At 60.9% G+C, this 14,855-nt stretch carries 16 protein-coding genes; 3 read left to right on the forward strand and 13 right to left on the reverse strand.

Going from position 1 to position 14,855, the window contains the following annotated elements; translation table 11 throughout:
* Window positions 1-25 precede the first annotated feature (25 nt).
* The 6 genes from BLL36_RS31065 to minC all read right to left on the reverse strand — a co-directional run bounded on the left by BLL36_RS31065 (window position 26) and on the right by minC (window position 4,624).
* Window positions 26-202: a hypothetical protein gene (locus tag BLL36_RS31065; protein WP_165448113.1), complete on the reverse strand. Its 177-nt coding sequence runs from the start codon at window positions 200-202 to the stop codon at window positions 26-28.
* Window positions 203-385: 183 nt separating this feature from the next.
* Window positions 386-1,675 (reverse strand): M18 family aminopeptidase, encoded by a 1,290-nt coding sequence (locus BLL36_RS19905; RefSeq protein ID WP_076953033.1) that lies wholly within the window; start codon window positions 1,673-1,675, stop codon window positions 386-388.
* 209 nt (window positions 1,676-1,884) lie between these two features.
* A complete protein-coding gene (locus BLL36_RS19910; RefSeq protein WP_076953034.1) occupies window positions 1,885-2,520 on the reverse strand; it encodes an RluA family pseudouridine synthase in 636 nt (211 codons plus the stop codon).
* A gap of 95 nt (window positions 2,521-2,615) precedes the next feature.
* A complete protein-coding gene (gene minE / locus BLL36_RS19915) occupies window positions 2,616-2,870 on the reverse strand; it encodes a cell division topological specificity factor MinE (RefSeq protein WP_003175252.1) in 255 nt (84 codons plus the stop codon).
* Window positions 2,871-2,873: 3 nt separating this feature from the next.
* Window positions 2,874-3,686, reverse strand: coding sequence for a septum site-determining protein MinD (gene minD / locus BLL36_RS19920; RefSeq protein WP_017737535.1), 813 nt, complete (start codon window positions 3,684-3,686; stop codon window positions 2,874-2,876).
* Between the two features lie 200 nt (window positions 3,687-3,886).
* A complete protein-coding gene (gene minC / locus BLL36_RS19925; RefSeq protein WP_076953035.1) occupies window positions 3,887-4,624 on the reverse strand; it encodes a septum site-determining protein MinC in 738 nt (245 codons plus the stop codon).
* A 118-nt stretch (window positions 4,625-4,742) separates the two neighbouring features.
* Between minC and BLL36_RS19930 the strand changes: the two genes are divergently transcribed.
* Complete coding sequence (locus BLL36_RS19930; RefSeq protein WP_076953036.1) at window positions 4,743-5,678, forward strand: lipid A biosynthesis lauroyl acyltransferase; 936 nt, start codon at window positions 4,743-4,745, stop codon at window positions 5,676-5,678.
* Between the two features lie 30 nt (window positions 5,679-5,708).
* Entirely contained in the window at window positions 5,709-6,857 is a 1,149-nt protein-coding gene (locus tag BLL36_RS19935; RefSeq protein WP_076953037.1) for a patatin-like phospholipase family protein, read from the forward strand.
* Window positions 6,858-6,965: 108 nt separating this feature from the next.
* Here the strand turns inward: BLL36_RS19935 and BLL36_RS19940 are convergent, their stop codons facing one another.
* The 7 genes from BLL36_RS19940 to puuE all read right to left on the reverse strand — a co-directional run bounded on the left by BLL36_RS19940 (window position 6,966) and on the right by puuE (window position 14,043).
* Entirely contained in the window at window positions 6,966-7,751 is a 786-nt protein-coding gene (locus tag BLL36_RS19940; protein ID WP_076953038.1) for an outer membrane protein OmpK, read from the reverse strand.
* A 229-nt stretch (window positions 7,752-7,980) separates the two neighbouring features.
* Complete coding sequence (locus BLL36_RS19945) at window positions 7,981-9,330, reverse strand: nucleobase:cation symporter-2 family protein (RefSeq protein ID WP_076953039.1); 1,350 nt, start codon at window positions 9,328-9,330, stop codon at window positions 7,981-7,983.
* A 255-nt stretch (window positions 9,331-9,585) separates the two neighbouring features.
* Entirely contained in the window at window positions 9,586-10,869 is a 1,284-nt protein-coding gene (locus BLL36_RS19950) for a urate hydroxylase PuuD (RefSeq protein ID WP_076953040.1), read from the reverse strand.
* A 51-nt stretch (window positions 10,870-10,920) separates the two neighbouring features.
* Complete coding sequence (locus BLL36_RS19955) at window positions 10,921-11,424, reverse strand: ureidoglycolate lyase (protein ID WP_076953041.1); 504 nt, start codon at window positions 11,422-11,424, stop codon at window positions 10,921-10,923.
* A 142-nt stretch (window positions 11,425-11,566) separates the two neighbouring features.
* The gene (gene alc / locus BLL36_RS19960) at window positions 11,567-12,562 is read right to left on the reverse strand and encodes an allantoicase (RefSeq protein ID WP_076953042.1); all 996 of its coding nucleotides are present in this window, start codon (window positions 12,560-12,562) and stop codon (window positions 11,567-11,569) included.
* Between the two features lie 42 nt (window positions 12,563-12,604).
* Entirely contained in the window at window positions 12,605-13,120 is a 516-nt protein-coding gene (uraD, locus tag BLL36_RS19965) for a 2-oxo-4-hydroxy-4-carboxy-5-ureidoimidazoline decarboxylase (protein ID WP_076953043.1), read from the reverse strand.
* The gene (gene puuE, locus BLL36_RS19970; protein ID WP_076953044.1) at window positions 13,117-14,043 is read right to left on the reverse strand and encodes an allantoinase PuuE; all 927 of its coding nucleotides are present in this window, start codon (window positions 14,041-14,043) and stop codon (window positions 13,117-13,119) included. Before puuE ends, uraD begins: the two co-directional genes overlap by 4 nt.
* Window positions 14,044-14,496: 453 nt before the next feature.
* On the opposite strand from puuE, the gene uraH reads away from it, so the two are divergent.
* Complete coding sequence (uraH, locus tag BLL36_RS19980; protein ID WP_076953045.1) at window positions 14,497-14,850, forward strand: hydroxyisourate hydrolase; 354 nt, start codon at window positions 14,497-14,499, stop codon at window positions 14,848-14,850.
* The last annotated feature ends 5 nt before the right edge of the window (window positions 14,851-14,855 follow it).

Consider the following 14,855-nt stretch of genomic DNA (forward strand, 5'->3'; position numbering starts at 1 on the left):
TCGATCGAGTGTACGAGGGCAAGCGTCATTCGGCCAGTTTGGCGAGGATCTTGTATACCACCGTGCCCAGAATCAGCAGCATACCCACCCACATGCCGAACACGCCGAGGGGCTTGTCACGAAAGTTGAAACCCACGGCCAGCAGGAACATGCCGATCAGGATCGGGATCAGCATGGCGTGGAAGGAGGACATGGAAATCATGGGGTGATGGCCTTGTCGGAGTAGGAATACTGACAAGTCTAGGCGGGATTGGGGGAAGTGGGGTTGATGTGTATCAGGTAGCGTTCGGTGTGTTTGAAATCGCCATCGCGGGCAAGCCCGCTCCCACAGGGAATGCCTTCCAAATGTGGGAGCGGGCTTGCCCGCGATGGCTGCGCTACGGTCTCAAGGCAAATCGTGGCTCGCGTAGAACGCGCCCAACACCTTCACCAGATGCGCCAGGTCATGGCTGCCGCACAGCTCCCGAATGGAGTGCATGGCAAACGTCGGCAGGCCGATGTCTACGGTGCGCACGCCCAGATGGCTGGCGGTGATCGGGCCGATGGTGGAACCGCAGCCCATGTCGCTGCGTACCACGAAGCTCTGCACCGGTACTTCCTGGGCCATGCACAGATGGCGGAAGAACCCGGCGGTTTCGCTGTTGGTGGCGTAGCGCTGGTTGCTGTTGACCTTGATCACCGGGCCGGCATTGAGCTTGGGGCCGTGGTTGGCGTCGTGCTTGTCGGCATAGTTGGGGTGTACGCCGTGGGCGTTGTCCGCCGAAACCAGCAGGGATTTCTGAATGGTGCGTACGAACTCATCACCTTCAGGCAGCAATCGGCGCAGGGTCTGTTCGAGCATCGGGCCGTCGGCACCGCAGGCCGAGCAGGAGCCGACTTCTTCGTGGTCGTTGCACACCAGCACGCAGGTTTCTTCGCTGTCGCTGGTGAGCAGGGCTTGCAGGCCGGCGTAGCACGACAGCAGGTTGTCCAGGCGCGCACCGGCGATGAAGTCGCCGTTCAGGCCAATCACCGCGGCGCCTTGGGTATCGTAGAAGCTCAGCTCGTAGTCGAGCACCACGTCGGCGTTCAGCCCGTGTTCCCGGGCCAATTGCTCGGTAAGCACGGCGCGAAAGTCCACGCGCTCGTCACCGGCAAACTGCGCGAGGATCGGCGGCAGCTCGGTCTGCGCATTGATCGCCCAGCCCTGGTTGGCTTCACGGTTCAGGTGAATCGCCAGGTTGGGAATGATGGCGATGGGCAGCTTGAAGTCGATCAACTGGCTTTCGACCTTGCCGTCGCGGCGGAAGGTCACGCGGCCGGCCAGGGACAGGTCGCGGTCGAACCACGGCGCCAGCAGCGCGCCGCCGTAGACTTCCACGCCCAACTGCCAGAAGCCTTGGCGTTGCAACTCCGGCTGCGGCTTGACCCGCAGGCATGGGCTGTCGGTGTGGGCACCGACCAGGCGGATACCGCCCTGCAGCGGCGAATGGCGGCCGAGCTTGAAGGCGATGATCGAGGAGTCGTTGCGGGTCAGGTAATAACGGCCGTTGGCTTCGGTGGTCCAGGTGTCGCGCTCGTCGAGGCGCTGGTAACCGGCCGCTTCGAGGCGCTGGGCCATGGCGGCAGTGGCATGAAAAGGAGTAGGGGAGGCCTTGAGGAAGTCGATCAGGCCTTGATTCAACGCTTCGCGCATAAATAGCTCCAGACAGCAGTGTGCGGAGTTTACCGTATTGGCTCCGGATTTGGAGTGTGGCTGCTCTATCGAAGATCACTCAGAACCCTGTGGGAGCTGGCTTGTCGGATCGCCGCACCGCTGCGATAGCGGTCTATCAGGAAAAAATGTGGTGCTGATCCATCGCTATCGCAGGCAAGCCAGCTCCCACATTCGATCGGGTTTGCAGGTTAGAAAGGCGCCGGGCACTCGAAGCGCAGGCGCTCGCCGCTTTGCGGATGGGTAAAGCTCAACATGCTCGCATGCAGGCACAGGCGCGGCCAGGCGGCCAGGGCTTGTTCATGGGCATACAAACCGTCCCCCAACAACGGGTGACCGATAGACAGCATGTGCACCCGCAACTGGTGCGAACGCCCGGTAATCGGCGTCAGCTCCACGCGGCACCAGTCGCCGCAACGCTCGAGCACTTTCCAGAACGTCAGCGCATGCTTGCCGAATTCGTGGTCCACCACATGCCGTGGCTTGGTCGGCGGGTCGTAGCGCAGGGGCAAATCGATGCTGCCGCTGTCCAGTGCCGGTTGGCCCCAGGCCAGAGCGGTGTAGGCTTTTTCGGTTTCACGGTCATGAAACTGGCGCGACAGTTCGCGGTGGGTGTCGGCGTCCCGGGCCAGCAGGATGATCCCCGAGGTTTCCCAGTCCAGGCGATGAACAATGCGGGCTTCGGGGTAGCCGTTTTCCTGCAGGCGGGTGATCAGGCAGTCCTTGTTGTCATCGGCGCGACCAGGCACCGAGAGCAGCAGGGTCGGCTTGTTCACCACCAGGACGGCGGCGTCCTGATAGAGGATATGGATGTTGGACAACGGCATTAAACAGCCTCGTAACAAACGCCAACGGCGGCTCGCCCACCCGGCCTTGAAAAGGGATACGGGTGAACGAGCCGCCGTGGCGGCCGCCTGTTCGATCAACGATCAGGCAGGGTGATATTGAGTTCCAGAATCGAGCAGCTGCCGTCATTTTCCAGGGCGACATGCACGTCATCGTTGCCGATATTGACGTACTTGCGGATCACCTCGACCAGTTCCTTCTGCAGGGCTGGCAGGTAGTCCGGTGTGCTGCGTTGGCCGCGTTCGTGCGCCACGATGATCTGTAGACGCTCTTTCGCTACCGACGCGGTACTTGGCTTTTTGTTGGCGCGAAAGAAGTCGAGAAATTTCATTGTTTAGTTGCCTCCAAAGATACGCTCGAAGAATCCCTTCTTCTTGACATCGAGGAAGCGGTGTTCCACGGTCTTGCCCAACAGGCGATCGACGGCGTCGCTGTACGCCTGGCCGGCGTCGCTCTGGTCGTCGAGGATCACCGGGACGCCCTGGTTGGAAGCCTTGAGGACGGCCTGGGATTCTGGAATCACGCCCAGCAGGGTCACGGCGAGGATATCCTTCACGTCTTCAACGCCAAGCATTTCGCCATTGCTGACCCGCTCAGGGTTGTAGCGCGTGAGCAGCAGGTGCTCCTTGATCGGGTCTTCGCCTTTCTCGGCGCGCTGGGACTTGCTGGCCAGCAGGCCGAGCATGCGGTCCGAGTCACGTACGGAGGAGACTTCCGGGTTGGTCACCACGATCGCTTCGTCGGCAAAATACATCGCCAGGTGAGCACCGGTCTCGATACCGGCCGGCGAATCGCAGACCACGTATTCGAAGGTTTCCTTCAGCTCGGCCAGGACTTTGCCTACGCCTTCCTTGGTCAGCGCGTCTTTGTCGCGGGTCTGGCTGGCGGCCAGTACGTACAGGTTCTCAAGGCGCTTGTCCTTGATCAGGGCCTGTTGCAGGTTGGCTTCGCCGTTGACCACGTTGACGAAGTCATACACCACGCGGCGTTCGCAGCCCATGATCAGGTCGAGGTTACGCAAGCCGACGTCGAAGTCGACAATCACTGTCTTGTGGCCGCGCAGAGCGAGACCGGTACCGATAGCGGCGCTGGTGGTGGTCTTACCCACACCACCCTTGCCGGATGTAACCACGAGAATCTTGGCCAAGGTGTTTCACCCCTAAGGAAGAAGGACGTTTCAGTCCCTGAAAAACATCTCTTGGAACTCGCTGCAGGCGGACAGCCTTTGTAGGAAAAAGATGTGGTTTCCGCAGGGAAACGCCAACTTCCAATTAGTCCTACACAAGTATTGCCGGTTTCGCTGTGCTATCAGAGTTTAGAGATGCTTGGAAAATGCGGCAGTATCCGTTAAAGACGAATGATGTTCAACACATCGCCCGACAGGTTGACCTGCACCGAAGCCCCCCACAGCGGATCGCGGCGCAAATCTTCGGCAACCTTGTACTGGCCTGCGATGGATACCAACTCAGCGGTCAACTGCTGGCAGAAAATACGGGCCCTGGTATCACCCTTGATGCCGGCCAGCGCACGGCCGCGCATCGGGCCGTATACATGGATGTTGCCATCGGCCAGAAGTTCCGCCCCCGGGCTGACCGAAGAGATCACCACAAGGTCGCCACCCTGGGCGTAAATCTGCTGCCCGCCGCGTACGGGCGAGGTGATGATCTTTGTAGGCTTGATCGTCGGCTCCGGTGGTTTTTCCGGTTTTTTCTTCTCTTCACCGACCAATGGTTCAAGCGGACGCTCGCGTGCGCCGGACGGTGGCAGTACTGGCAGTTCAATAGCGATGGCGGCGGCGATGTCTTCAATGCGGCTGGCGCGAATCGCCAGCGTGCGCAGGCCATGGGAGCGGCACACGCGCATCAGGCCGGGCAGGTCGATGCTGCCTTGGCCGGCCGGCAGTTTGTCCAGGGCCAGCACCAGCGGGGCATTGTTGAAGAAATTCGGCGCCAGGGCGACCTTGGCGGCGAGCTGGCGATCCAGGGCGTCGAGGTCGTTGCGGGCGAGTTCCAGCACGGTGATGGCGAGCATGCTGCCCTTCAGCTGGAACACGGGATCTTGGTCTAGCGGTTCGGTTTGGCTCATGGTCGGCAAAAGCGGCTTGTCACGAAAAGTGTCGAGACTTATAACGAGAACATCCACGGGCCGCAAGCCGAGTCGAACCGTTGTAGAATGCGCGGCCCTGTCTTTACCGGAATCTGTAATGGATCGCCCGCGTTTTCGCACTGCATTTTTTCACCCGCGTTTCTGGCTGTTATGGCTGGGACTTGGCGCGCTGTGGCTGGTTACCCAACTGCCGTACCGCGCGCTGTTGACCATTGGTCGCGTGCTGGGTGCCGGCATGTATCATGTGGCCGGCGAACGTCGCCGCATCGCCGCGCGCAATCTCGAGCTGTGCTTTCCGGAAAAATCCGCCCAGGCGCGTAAGCGCTTGCTCAAGGAAAACTTCGCTTCCACCGGCATCGCCTTCTTTGAAATGGCCATGAGCTGGTGGTGGTCGCGCCAACGCCTGGCGCGCCTGGCCCATGTCGAAGGCCTGGAGCATCTCAAGCAGGCCCAACTGGATGGCAAGGGCGTGATCCTCATGGCGCTGCACTTCACCACCTTGGAAATCGGCGCCGCGCTGCTCGGGCAGAAGCACACCATCGACGGCATGTACCGCGAGCACGGCAACCCGTTGTTCGACTATATCCAGCGCCGTGGCCGCGAGCGTCACAACCTCGACTCCCTGGCCGTGGAGCGCGAAGACGTGCGCGGCATGCTCAAGCTGCTGCGCGCCGGCCGCGCCATCTGGTACGCACCGGACCAGGACTACGGCGCCAAGCAGAGTATTTTCGTGCCGTTGTTCGGCATCCAGGCCGCCACCGTGACCGCCACCAGCAAGTTCGCGCGCCTGGGCAAGGCGCTGGTGGTGCCGTTCACCCAGGAGCGCCTGGCCGATGGCAGCGGTTATCGGCTGGTCATCCACCCGCCGTTGAGCGATTTTCCGGGCGAAAGCGATGAAATCGACTGCCTGCGCATCAACCAGTGGGTCGAAGCCTCGGTGCGGGAATGCCCCGAGCAATACCTGTGGACCCATCGCCGCTTCAAGAGCCGGCCACCGGGTGAACCCAAGCTGTACGAAAAACGCCGCCGATAAGGCCTACTTTTCCCCACGCGGAGTGACGCAATGCGCCCAGCTGAACCGGTTACAGGCTTGATTCTTTCCGGCGGCGGGGCGCGAGCGGCGTATCAGGTAGGGGTATTGGCGGCGATTGCCGAATTGCTGCCGCCGGGCGCACCCAACCCGTTCCCGGTGATTGTCGGCACTTCGGCGGGGGCGATCAACGCGGTGAGCCTGGCCAGTGGCGCCATGGACTTTCGGGCCGCGATCCAACGCCTGACCGCCTTCTGGCAGGGCTTTCGCAGTCATCTGGTGCTGCGCAGCGATTGGCCGGGCGTGATGCGCCAAGCGAGCCGTTTCTTTATCCATAGCCTGCTGGGCCTGGGTGCCCAAGTGCCGGTGGCCTTGCTCAACAGCTCACCGTTACGCGACCTGCTGCAAGAACGCCTGGACCTGGACGGCATCGACGAGGCCATCCGGCACAAGCACCTGCACGCGGTAGCCGTGACGGCCTTTGGCTATGAGTCCGGGCAAGCGGTGACCTTCTATCAAGGCGGCGGCACCATCGACGCCTGGTTGCGCCATCGCCGTATCGGCATGCCCACCCGGCTGACGGTTGAACACTTGTTGGCCAGTTCGGCGATCCCCTTGCTGTTTGCCCCGGTCAAACTCGACCAGGAGTTCTTTGGCGACGGCGCCGTGCGGCAATCGGCACCCATCAGCCCGGCCTTGCACCTGGGCGCCACCCGCGTGTTGGTAGTGGGCGTCAGCGGTAACCCACGTGGCAATGCTCCAGCGGTGCAGCGCACCTTTACCGGCCAGGAACCGACGCTGGCGCAGATCGGCGGGCATATGCTCAACAGCACGTTCATCGACAGCCTGGAAAGTGATATCGAATTGCTTGAGCGCTTGAACCAGTTCAGCGAATTCCAGCCGACCGGCAGCGCGGCCCAGGGCCTGGCGCCGGTGGAAGTACTGGTGATCGCGCCGAGCCAGCCCATCGATGAAATCGCCGCGCGGCACCGGCAGGAATTGCCGGCGGCACTGCGCATGTTCCTGCGTGGGCCGGGAGCGACCAAGACGAGCGGGGCGGGGGTGTTGAGTTATCTGCTATTCGAGGCGGGGTATTGCAGCGAGTTGATTGAGTTGGGGCGCAAGGATGCGCTGGCCAAGCGTGAGGAAATCACACGGTTCCTTGGCCTGTCCCCAATCTGAATGTGGGAGCTGGCTTGCCTGCGATGGCGGAGTGTCAGCCAACCTATTTGGCACAGACTTATCGCTATCGCAGGCAAGCCAGCTCCCACAGGGGATAGTGTCCAGCAGTTAGAAGTGATACTTGACCAGGAAGCTTGCCGTGTCCTGAGTCGTCTTGAACGCGCCCGAATCTTCGATCCCGTACTTGTTCTTCCAGTAGTCGTATTCAAAACCGACATACAGCTGTTTGTCACCCCAATGCAGCGCCTTGCCCAGGTCATATTTGACCTGCGGGTTGAAGTGCAGGTTGGCGTGATACGTGCCGCGAGCGTTCTTGTCGTTGTCCACCACCCAGTCCATGAAACCGTCGATCAACACATCGGAGTTGCCCACGGGAAGGGTGTACGACCACACCGGTGTGATCTGCCACACGCCGTCACCCGGGCGATTGCCTTCGGTCTGGCGCTGGTAGAAGTTCAGCTGGAAGTAATCGAAACCAGGGATGTTCAGGTCAAAAGCCGGGCCCAGCAGGTACGACTCGTTGTCGCCTTCGCCGAACTCGTAAGTGAAGGCCAGCAGCACGTCCTTGATCGGGCCGAATGACAAATCCTTGTCCAGAATCTTGCCGAACGACAAACGCGGGCTGAACTCGCCGTAGTAGGTATTCGGACCGGCGTTGCCGTCTTCCTTGCCGTTGTAAAAGATGCGGTCGAGGAAGAAGAAGTTGTCGCCGTACTTCCAGGCATCGGCATGTTCGAACGTGACGGTCTGCTGGATCTGCGGGTTGACGGTAAAGTTCTTGCCCCACAGGTAAGTCAGGCTGTTGTTCTGCCACTGCAGCACATCACCGGCCACGGCTTGGCCACCGGCCAGCAGGGATCCCGCCAGCATCAGGCCTTTGAACATAGGTTTCATTCGGTGCTCCCGAGTTAAAGTTTTATGTTTTTTTTCATCTGGCGCTCTGGTGTGGCGCCTTTGGATTGGCTGAAAAACTCGTCTGATTGGTCAGCTTTATGGCTACAGCAAAAGCCGCGCCAAGGCGGTAGAAAAACCGTCGATTCAAGCGGGCGCGGAGAATACTGGCTCCCACGTCTGGGCTCAAGTGCGCCGTTACAGCGCGCACAGGGCAACAATGGGGCATGTTTCAGGTGTGGGCGTGCTCAACGGCAGGGCGCCCGGCCCCGCCAAGAATGTTGAAGAGGATATTCAGCGACAACGCGCTGAGGGTGGCCATGGCGATGCCACTGTGGGTAATCGGGCTCATCCACAGCGGCAGTTGCGCGAAGAATTCCGGGCGCACCACGGGGATCAGACCCATGCCGATGCTCACCGCCACCAGCAACTGGTTGCGACGGTCGGCAATATCGGCCTCTTGCAGGATCTTGATTCCAGTGGCCGCCACCATGCCGAACATGGCAATCGCCGCGCCACCCAGCACCGCCGGGGGAATCGACGCCACCAGGTACGCGGCCTTGGGCAGCAGGCTCAGTACGATCAGAAAGACCCCGGCCATGATCGTCACCGAGCGGCAACGCACGCCGGTCATCTGCACCAGGCCGATATTCTGCGCAAAGGAGGAGTGGGTAAAGGTGTTGAAGAAGCCGGCAAAGAACGATGCGCCGGCATCACACAGCAGGCCACGGCGCAGCATCTTGGGCGTGACGTCCCGGCCGGTGATCTTGCCCAACGCGAGGAACATCCCGGTGGACTCGACAAAGATGATCACTACCACCAGGCACATCGACAGGATCGGCGCCAGCTCGAACCTGGGCATGCCAAAGTGCAGCGGCGTTACCACCTGCACCCACGGGGCCAGGGCCAGGCCACTGAGGTCGACCATGCCAAGCAGGCCGCACAACACATACCCCAGGCCCATGCCGATCAGCACCGAGATGTTCACCCAGAAGCCGCGCATGAAGCGGTTGATCAGCAGGATGGTGCCCAGCACCAGCGCGGCGATCGCCAGGTAGATCGGCGAGCCGAAGGTCGCGGCGGCGCTGCCGCCACCCGCCCAGTTCACGGCGACGGGAAACAGCGACAGGCCAATCGCAGTGATCACTGTGCCCGTCACCAACGGCGGGAAAAAGCGCACCACCTTGGACATGAACGGCGCAATCAGCATGCCGAAGAACCCGGCGGCGATGGTCGCGCCGAAAATGCCTTGCAGGCCGATACCCGGCATGCCGGCCATGGCCACCATGCTGCCGACGGCGGCGAAACTGGCGCCCATCATCACCGGCATGCGGATGCCCAGCGGGCCGATACCGAACGACTGCACGAGGGTGGCGATACCGGCCACCAGCAGGTCGGCATTGATCAGGAAGGCGATTTCTTCACGGCCCAGGCCCGCAGCCTGGCCGATGATCAGGGGCACGGCGACGGCACCGCCATACATCAGCAAGACGTGTTGCAGGCCTACCAGAATCAGTTGCAAGAGGGGCAGCCGCGCCATGGCGGGCGCGGCAGGAATCTGCGGTTCGACTAACTCGGTCATGCAACACCTCGGATCTTTTTATTGTTGTGTTGTTTGGAACGCATCTCAATTGTGGGAGTACTTACACATCTTTGTAGTGAGCGGGCTTGCCCCGCGCTGGGTGGCAAAGCCGCCCCAATCCAGCCACCGCGTTCTGCCAGACAGAACTCAGGCGCCTGGGTTTAGGGCGGCTTCGCCACCCAGCGCGGGACAAGCCCGCTCACTACAGGGAGATTTTTGGCAAGCCAGCTCCCACATGGGAACGGTGTGAAACAGTCAGTTGGTGCGGGCTCCTTGGTTGATCCAGGTGCCGATCAGGTCTCTTTCCTGCTGGGTCATCTGGGTGATGTTGCCGAGCGGCATGATCTGGCTCGCCACGGCCTGCGCTTGAATACGCGCCGCCTGTTGCTGGATCTGCTCCGGGGTGTCGAACATCACACCTGCCGGTGCCGTGCTGAACAGCGGGCTGGTGGGCTTGGCCGAATGGCACACGGTGCAGCGCTGCTCGATCACGTGGTGCACCTGGCCGAAATCCGTGGTGGCCTGTGCCGGTGCCGGCCCAGCCGCCGGTGCGGCAGGCGCTGCGGGCTTCAAGCCACCACCCAGCGCGGTTTCCGGCAAGGGCTGGTACTCAATCGCCGCAGGCGCCTTGGCCACTTCAGCGGCGGGCTTGGGACCGGTTACATAGGCCAGGCAAATCATCGCCAACGCCCCCACCGGCAAGGTCCACGCATACTTCTGGCTGTTATGCCGAGTGTTGAAGTAGTGCCGCACCAACACCGCCGCCACGGCGATCCCGGCCAGGATCAGCCAGTTGTATTGGCTGCCGTAGGTGCTCGGGAAGTGGTTGCTGATCATGATGAACAGCACCGGCAGGGTGAAGTAGTTGTTGTGACGCGAACGCAGCAAGCCTTTGGCCGGCAGTGCCGGGTCCGGCGTGCGGTTTTCGGCGATGGCCGCCACCAGTGCACGCTGGGCGGGCATGATGATGCGGAACACGTTGCCCACCATGATCGTCCCGATTACCGCGCCCACGTGCAGGTACGCACCGCGTCCGCTGAACACCTTGCTGAAGCCATAAGCTGCGGCAATCAACAGCACGAACAGGATCAAGCCGAGCAGGGCCGGGCGTTTGCCCAGTGCCGAGTCACAGAGAAAGGAGTAAATGAACCAGCCTGCGAACAACGAGCCGATGCCCAGCAACACGCCTTCGGTGCCGCTGAGGCTGCTGCCCGGTGCCAGCAGGTACAACGTGGGGTTCCAGTAGAACACCACGCACAGCAGCGCGACGCCCGACATCCAGGTGAAATAGGCTTCCCATTTGAACCAGTGCAGGTTGTCCGGCATGGTCGGGGGAGCCAGTTTGTATTTTTCCAGGTGGTAGATACCGCCACCGTGGATCGCCCACAAGTCACCGGCCAGGCCGCTTTTGGGGTTGACGCGGTTAAGGTTGTTTTCCAGCCAGACGAAGTAGAACGAAGCGCCGATCCAGGCGACGCCAGTGATCATGTGAACCCAGCGCACGCTCAGGTTCAGCCATTCCAACAGATGTGCTTCCACAGTCTTTACCTCTCGCCTGTCACCCTTGTTGTCGGGTGATCCGGCCTTCTCTTATTGGTGGGGGGCGAGGATCAACCGCTCATCCTCTTCAAAAAAATGCTCATCGCAGTTATTGCCTGTGCCACTGCGATCAACCACCAGGAAGTCATCCCGCTTTTCGATCGTCAGCACCGGGTGGTGCCAGACGCCGCGATGGTAATTGATGCCCTGCCTGCCGTTGGTGACGAAGGCGCGGACCAAGCCTGATACAGGTGCATCGCCAACTGGCGCGACCACGATCAGAAAGGGGTTGCCGAGCAGCGGAATGAAGGCCTGGCTGCCCAGCGGATGTCTCTCCAGCATGCACACGGTCAGCGGCATGTCCTGCGCGTCGGCGCGGAAGATGCTGATGATGGCGTGGTCTTCAGGCTGCGCGGTCTCGACCGTCGCCAGCTTGTGAAAGCGCATGGTCGACCCGTTGTTGATCATGAAGTGATCGCTGCCGTCGGTTTCGATAACGTCTCCGAAAGGGGCGAAGGCTTCTTTGGTCAGGGGTTCGATCATCAGTGTGCGCATGGCTGTCTCTTATCCGGATGCTGTATAGATCGTTCCCACGCTCTGCGTGGGAACGCTGCCCTGGACGCTCCGCGTCCGCTCTTGGTGACGCGGAGCGTCACGGGATGCATTCCCACGCGGAGCGTGGGAACGATCAGCCCGCTTATTTCGAAACTTTACCCAGTACCCGCAGGCGACTCACACCGCCATCCGGGAACACGTTCAGGCGGATGTGGGTAATCGGCCCCAGCGCCTTGATCTGCTCGGCGAAGGTATGTTCTGCGTGCATTTCCAGCTTCTGCGCCGGCAGCAATTCGCGCCAGAACAGCGATTGGGTTTCGATCTGGCTGTCGGTGCCGCCCTTGACGAACGCGCCCTGAATCGAGCAGGTGTCCGGGTAGTTGCCCTTGAAGTGCAGGGTGTCGACGATGATTTTCTCGATCTCGCCAGGGTGCCCCAGCGCGACGATCACCCAGTCATTGCCTGGGGTGCGACGCCGTGCGGTTTCCCAGCCGTCGCCCATGTTGATACCACGGCCGGGGTTGAGGATGTTGCTCATGCGCCCGAAGTGTTCATCGGAGCAAGCCAGCGCGCGACCGCCGTTCAGCGCGGCTGCCAGGTCGACCTGTTCGTTGTCGCCTACCGCGGACCAGTCGCGGAACGGCACGCCGTACACGCGCAGACGCGCCACGCCGCCATCCGGGTAGATATTGAAGCGCAGGTGGCTGAACGCCTGCGCGTTGTTGATCTCGTGATAGTGGTGGCTGTTGCCTTGCAGCTCGACGGCCGACAGCACTTCCACCCACTGGGTGTGCTCGTCAGGCTCGCCCGAGGCCAGGAAGCAGGCTTCCAGCGATGCCGACGGCGGGTAGTTGCCGGTGAAGAATGAAGTGTCGATGTCCACACCCTTGATCGAACCGGGCACGCCCAGTTGGATCACCGCGCTGTCGTAGCCTTCGAAGCGCTTGCGGCGCGACTCCCAGCCGTCCATCCACTTGCCGTTGTCATCGAAAACGCCCTCCTTCCACACGGCCGGGGTCGGCTGGAACAGGCGGTTGGCGTCGGCGAACCAGTCATCGGTCACCGAGATAATCTTTGTGCCTAGACGGGCGTCGGCCAGGTTGACGAACTTTTCGAAAGGTACGGCGTAAGCATTCATTCTTCTTGTCTGCCTTGGATAGAGTGGCTGGGGATTGGTCGTTTAGAGGGTCAGTAAGCGGAACAACGCGATCTTGTTGATCTCGTCCAGTGCGCATTTGAACTCAGCGTCCGCAGAGTTGTGGATGCGCGTTTCGAACGCGGCCAGGATCTGATGCCGGTTGCTGCCTTTTACCGCCATGATGAAGGGAAACTTGAACTTGGCCTTGTAGGCCTCGTTCAGCTCGGTGAAGCGAGAAAACTCTTCGGCCGTGCATTGGTGAATCCCCGCGCCAGCTTGCTCATCGGTGCTGGCTTGGGTCAGTTCGCCCTGGACGGCGGCACGGCCTGCCAGGTCGGGGTGAGCGTTGATCAGCGCCAGTTGGCTTTGATGATCAGCACTCAACAGGGTGTCGCTCATGCGCTGGTGCAGGGTTTCGATCTGGTCGATCGAAGCATCCTGGCCCAGGTCGAAGGCCTTTTCGGCCACCCATGGCGAGTGTTCGTAGATGTCGGCGAAGGCGGCGACGAATTCATCGCGGCTCAGGCTCGACGGCTTGAGGGTCTGGAACGCAGTCATTTCGCGGCTCCCGTGTACGGGTGGGTTTCCTGCCAATGGCGCGCAATGTCCACTCGGCGGGTGAACCACACCTGTTCATGCCCTTTGGCGTACTCGATAAAACGCTTCAACGAGGCCAGGCGCGCCGGGCGGCCGATCAGGCGGCAATGCAGGCCGATGGACAGCATCTTCGGCGCTTCCGCGCCTTCGGCATACAGCACGTCGAACGCGTCTTTGAGGTACTCGAAAAAATCATCGCCCTTGTTGAAGCCCTGCACCTGGGTGAAGCGCATGTCGTTGGTGTCCAAGGTGTAGGGGATCACCAGGTGCGGCTTGCCGGTTGGGTTGTTGGGCTCCCAGTAGGGCAGGTCGTCGTCATAGGTGTCGCAGTCATAGAGGAAGCCGCCTTCCTCCATCACCAACCGCCGCGTATTGGGACCGGTGCGCCCGGTGTACCAGCCCAGCGGGCGCTCGCCGGTGAGTTCGGTGAGGATGCGGATGGCTTCGAGCATGTGCTCGCGCTCCTGGGCCTCGTCCATGTACTGGTAGTCGATCCAGCGGTAGCCGTGGCTGCAGATCTCATGACCGGCCTCGACCATGGCGCGGATCACCTCGGGGTGGCGCTGTGCGGCCATCGCCACGGCGAACACGGTCAGCGGGATATCGAATTCCTTGAACAGCTTGAGAATGCGCCACACCCCGGCACGGCTGCCGTATTCATACAGCGACTCCATGCTCATGTTGCGCGCGCCCTGCAGCGGTTGCGCCGAGACCATTTCCGAGAGGAACGCTTCGGATTCCTTATCGCCGTGCAAAATGTTGCGCTCACCGCCCTCTTCGTAGTTGAGTACGAAAGACAGCGCGATGCGTGCCTTGCCCGGCCAGTGGGGGTGAGGAGGGTTACTGCCGTAACCGATCAGGTCGCGTGGGTAGTCAGCGCTCACTGCAGTCTTCCTTCTTGTTCGTGGTAGCAAGTGTGTGTGGCGGCCGGGCAGTGAAATGACTGGGTGGCGTCACAGCGATGAGTGATTGTATACAACTTATCATCGACTTTGTAAGCCTGCATTTCTGCATTTTTTCTGAACGGTAGCTTTTGCAAGAAACTTGCCCGAGTGGTCAGCAAAATAAAAATAAACGCCGCGTGTTGTAGGAGCGAGCTCGCTCGCGAAAAACCCAAGGACGTCGTGTTCATTCAGTTTGAACGCGTTATCTTTGACGATCTTCGCGAGCAAGCTCGCTCCTACAGAAAAGCTTCCGTGGAAGCCGTTAAATAGTTTGTGATTTTTATTGTGTACAATTTTTTTTAAAAGTGTCTTAATCAGCCATCGCCGACTTTTTCGATGCCCTGAAAAAGTGCGGATCACTCTATGACTGACTTCGGGAGGCGCATAACCGCCATGGGACGTTTGACCACACACGTTTTGGACGCCGCTCACGGCTGCCCCGGCAGCGCGATCAAGGTTGAGCTGTATCGCGTCGAAGGCACGCAACTGGAACGGGTTGCCACCACCTTGACCAACAGCGACGGCCGCTGTGACGCGCCACTGTTGCAAGGCGACGCCTACCGCAGCGGTGTGTACCAGCTGCAATTCAGCGCCGGTGACTACTACCGCGCCCGTGGTGTGCAATTGCCCGAGCCGGCGTTCCTTGACGTGGTGGTGTTGCGCTTCGGCATCAGCGCCGAACAGGAGCACTACCATGTCCCGCTGCTGATTTCGCCCTACAGCTACTCCACCTATCGCGGTAGCTAGCGTCA

The sequence above is a fragment of the Pseudomonas cedrina subsp. cedrina genome (assembly GCF_001983175.1).
In the GTDB taxonomy this organism is placed as follows: Bacteria; Pseudomonadota; Gammaproteobacteria; order Pseudomonadales; family Pseudomonadaceae; genus Aquipseudomonas; species Aquipseudomonas cedrina.

What these genes read in the sequence shown, in the direction of transcription:
- uraD (WP_076953043.1), bottom strand. Translation starts at nt 13,120, where the DNA reads ATGACTGCGTTCCAGACCCTCAAGCCGTCGAGCCTGAGCCGCGATGAA.
- BLL36_RS19910 (WP_076953034.1), bottom strand. Translation starts at nt 2,520, where the DNA reads ATGCCGTTGTCCAACATCCATATCCTCTATCAGGACGCCGCCGTCCTG.
- BLL36_RS19940 (WP_076953038.1), bottom strand. Translation starts at nt 7,751, where the DNA reads ATGAAACCTATGTTCAAAGGCCTGATGCTGGCGGGATCCCTGCTGGCC.
- alc (WP_076953042.1), bottom strand. Translation starts at nt 12,562, where the DNA reads ATGAATGCTTACGCCGTACCTTTCGAAAAGTTCGTCAACCTGGCCGAC.
- uraH (WP_076953045.1), top strand. Translation starts at nt 14,497, where the DNA reads ATGGGACGTTTGACCACACACGTTTTGGACGCCGCTCACGGCTGCCCC.
- BLL36_RS31065 (WP_165448113.1), bottom strand. Translation starts at nt 202, where the DNA reads ATGATTTCCATGTCCTCCTTCCACGCCATGCTGATCCCGATCCTGATC.
- minC (WP_076953035.1), bottom strand. Translation starts at nt 4,624, where the DNA reads ATGAGCCAAACCGAACCGCTAGACCAAGATCCCGTGTTCCAGCTGAAG.
- BLL36_RS19955 (WP_076953041.1), bottom strand. Translation starts at nt 11,424, where the DNA reads ATGCGCACACTGATGATCGAACCCCTGACCAAAGAAGCCTTCGCCCCT.
- BLL36_RS19935 (WP_076953037.1), top strand. Translation starts at nt 5,709, where the DNA reads ATGCGCCCAGCTGAACCGGTTACAGGCTTGATTCTTTCCGGCGGCGGG.
- BLL36_RS19930 (WP_076953036.1), top strand. Translation starts at nt 4,743, where the DNA reads ATGGATCGCCCGCGTTTTCGCACTGCATTTTTTCACCCGCGTTTCTGG.
- minE (WP_003175252.1), bottom strand. Translation starts at nt 2,870, where the DNA reads ATGAAATTTCTCGACTTCTTTCGCGCCAACAAAAAGCCAAGTACCGCG.
- BLL36_RS19945 (WP_076953039.1), bottom strand. Translation starts at nt 9,330, where the DNA reads ATGACCGAGTTAGTCGAACCGCAGATTCCTGCCGCGCCCGCCATGGCG.
- BLL36_RS19905 (WP_076953033.1), bottom strand. Translation starts at nt 1,675, where the DNA reads ATGCGCGAAGCGTTGAATCAAGGCCTGATCGACTTCCTCAAGGCCTCC.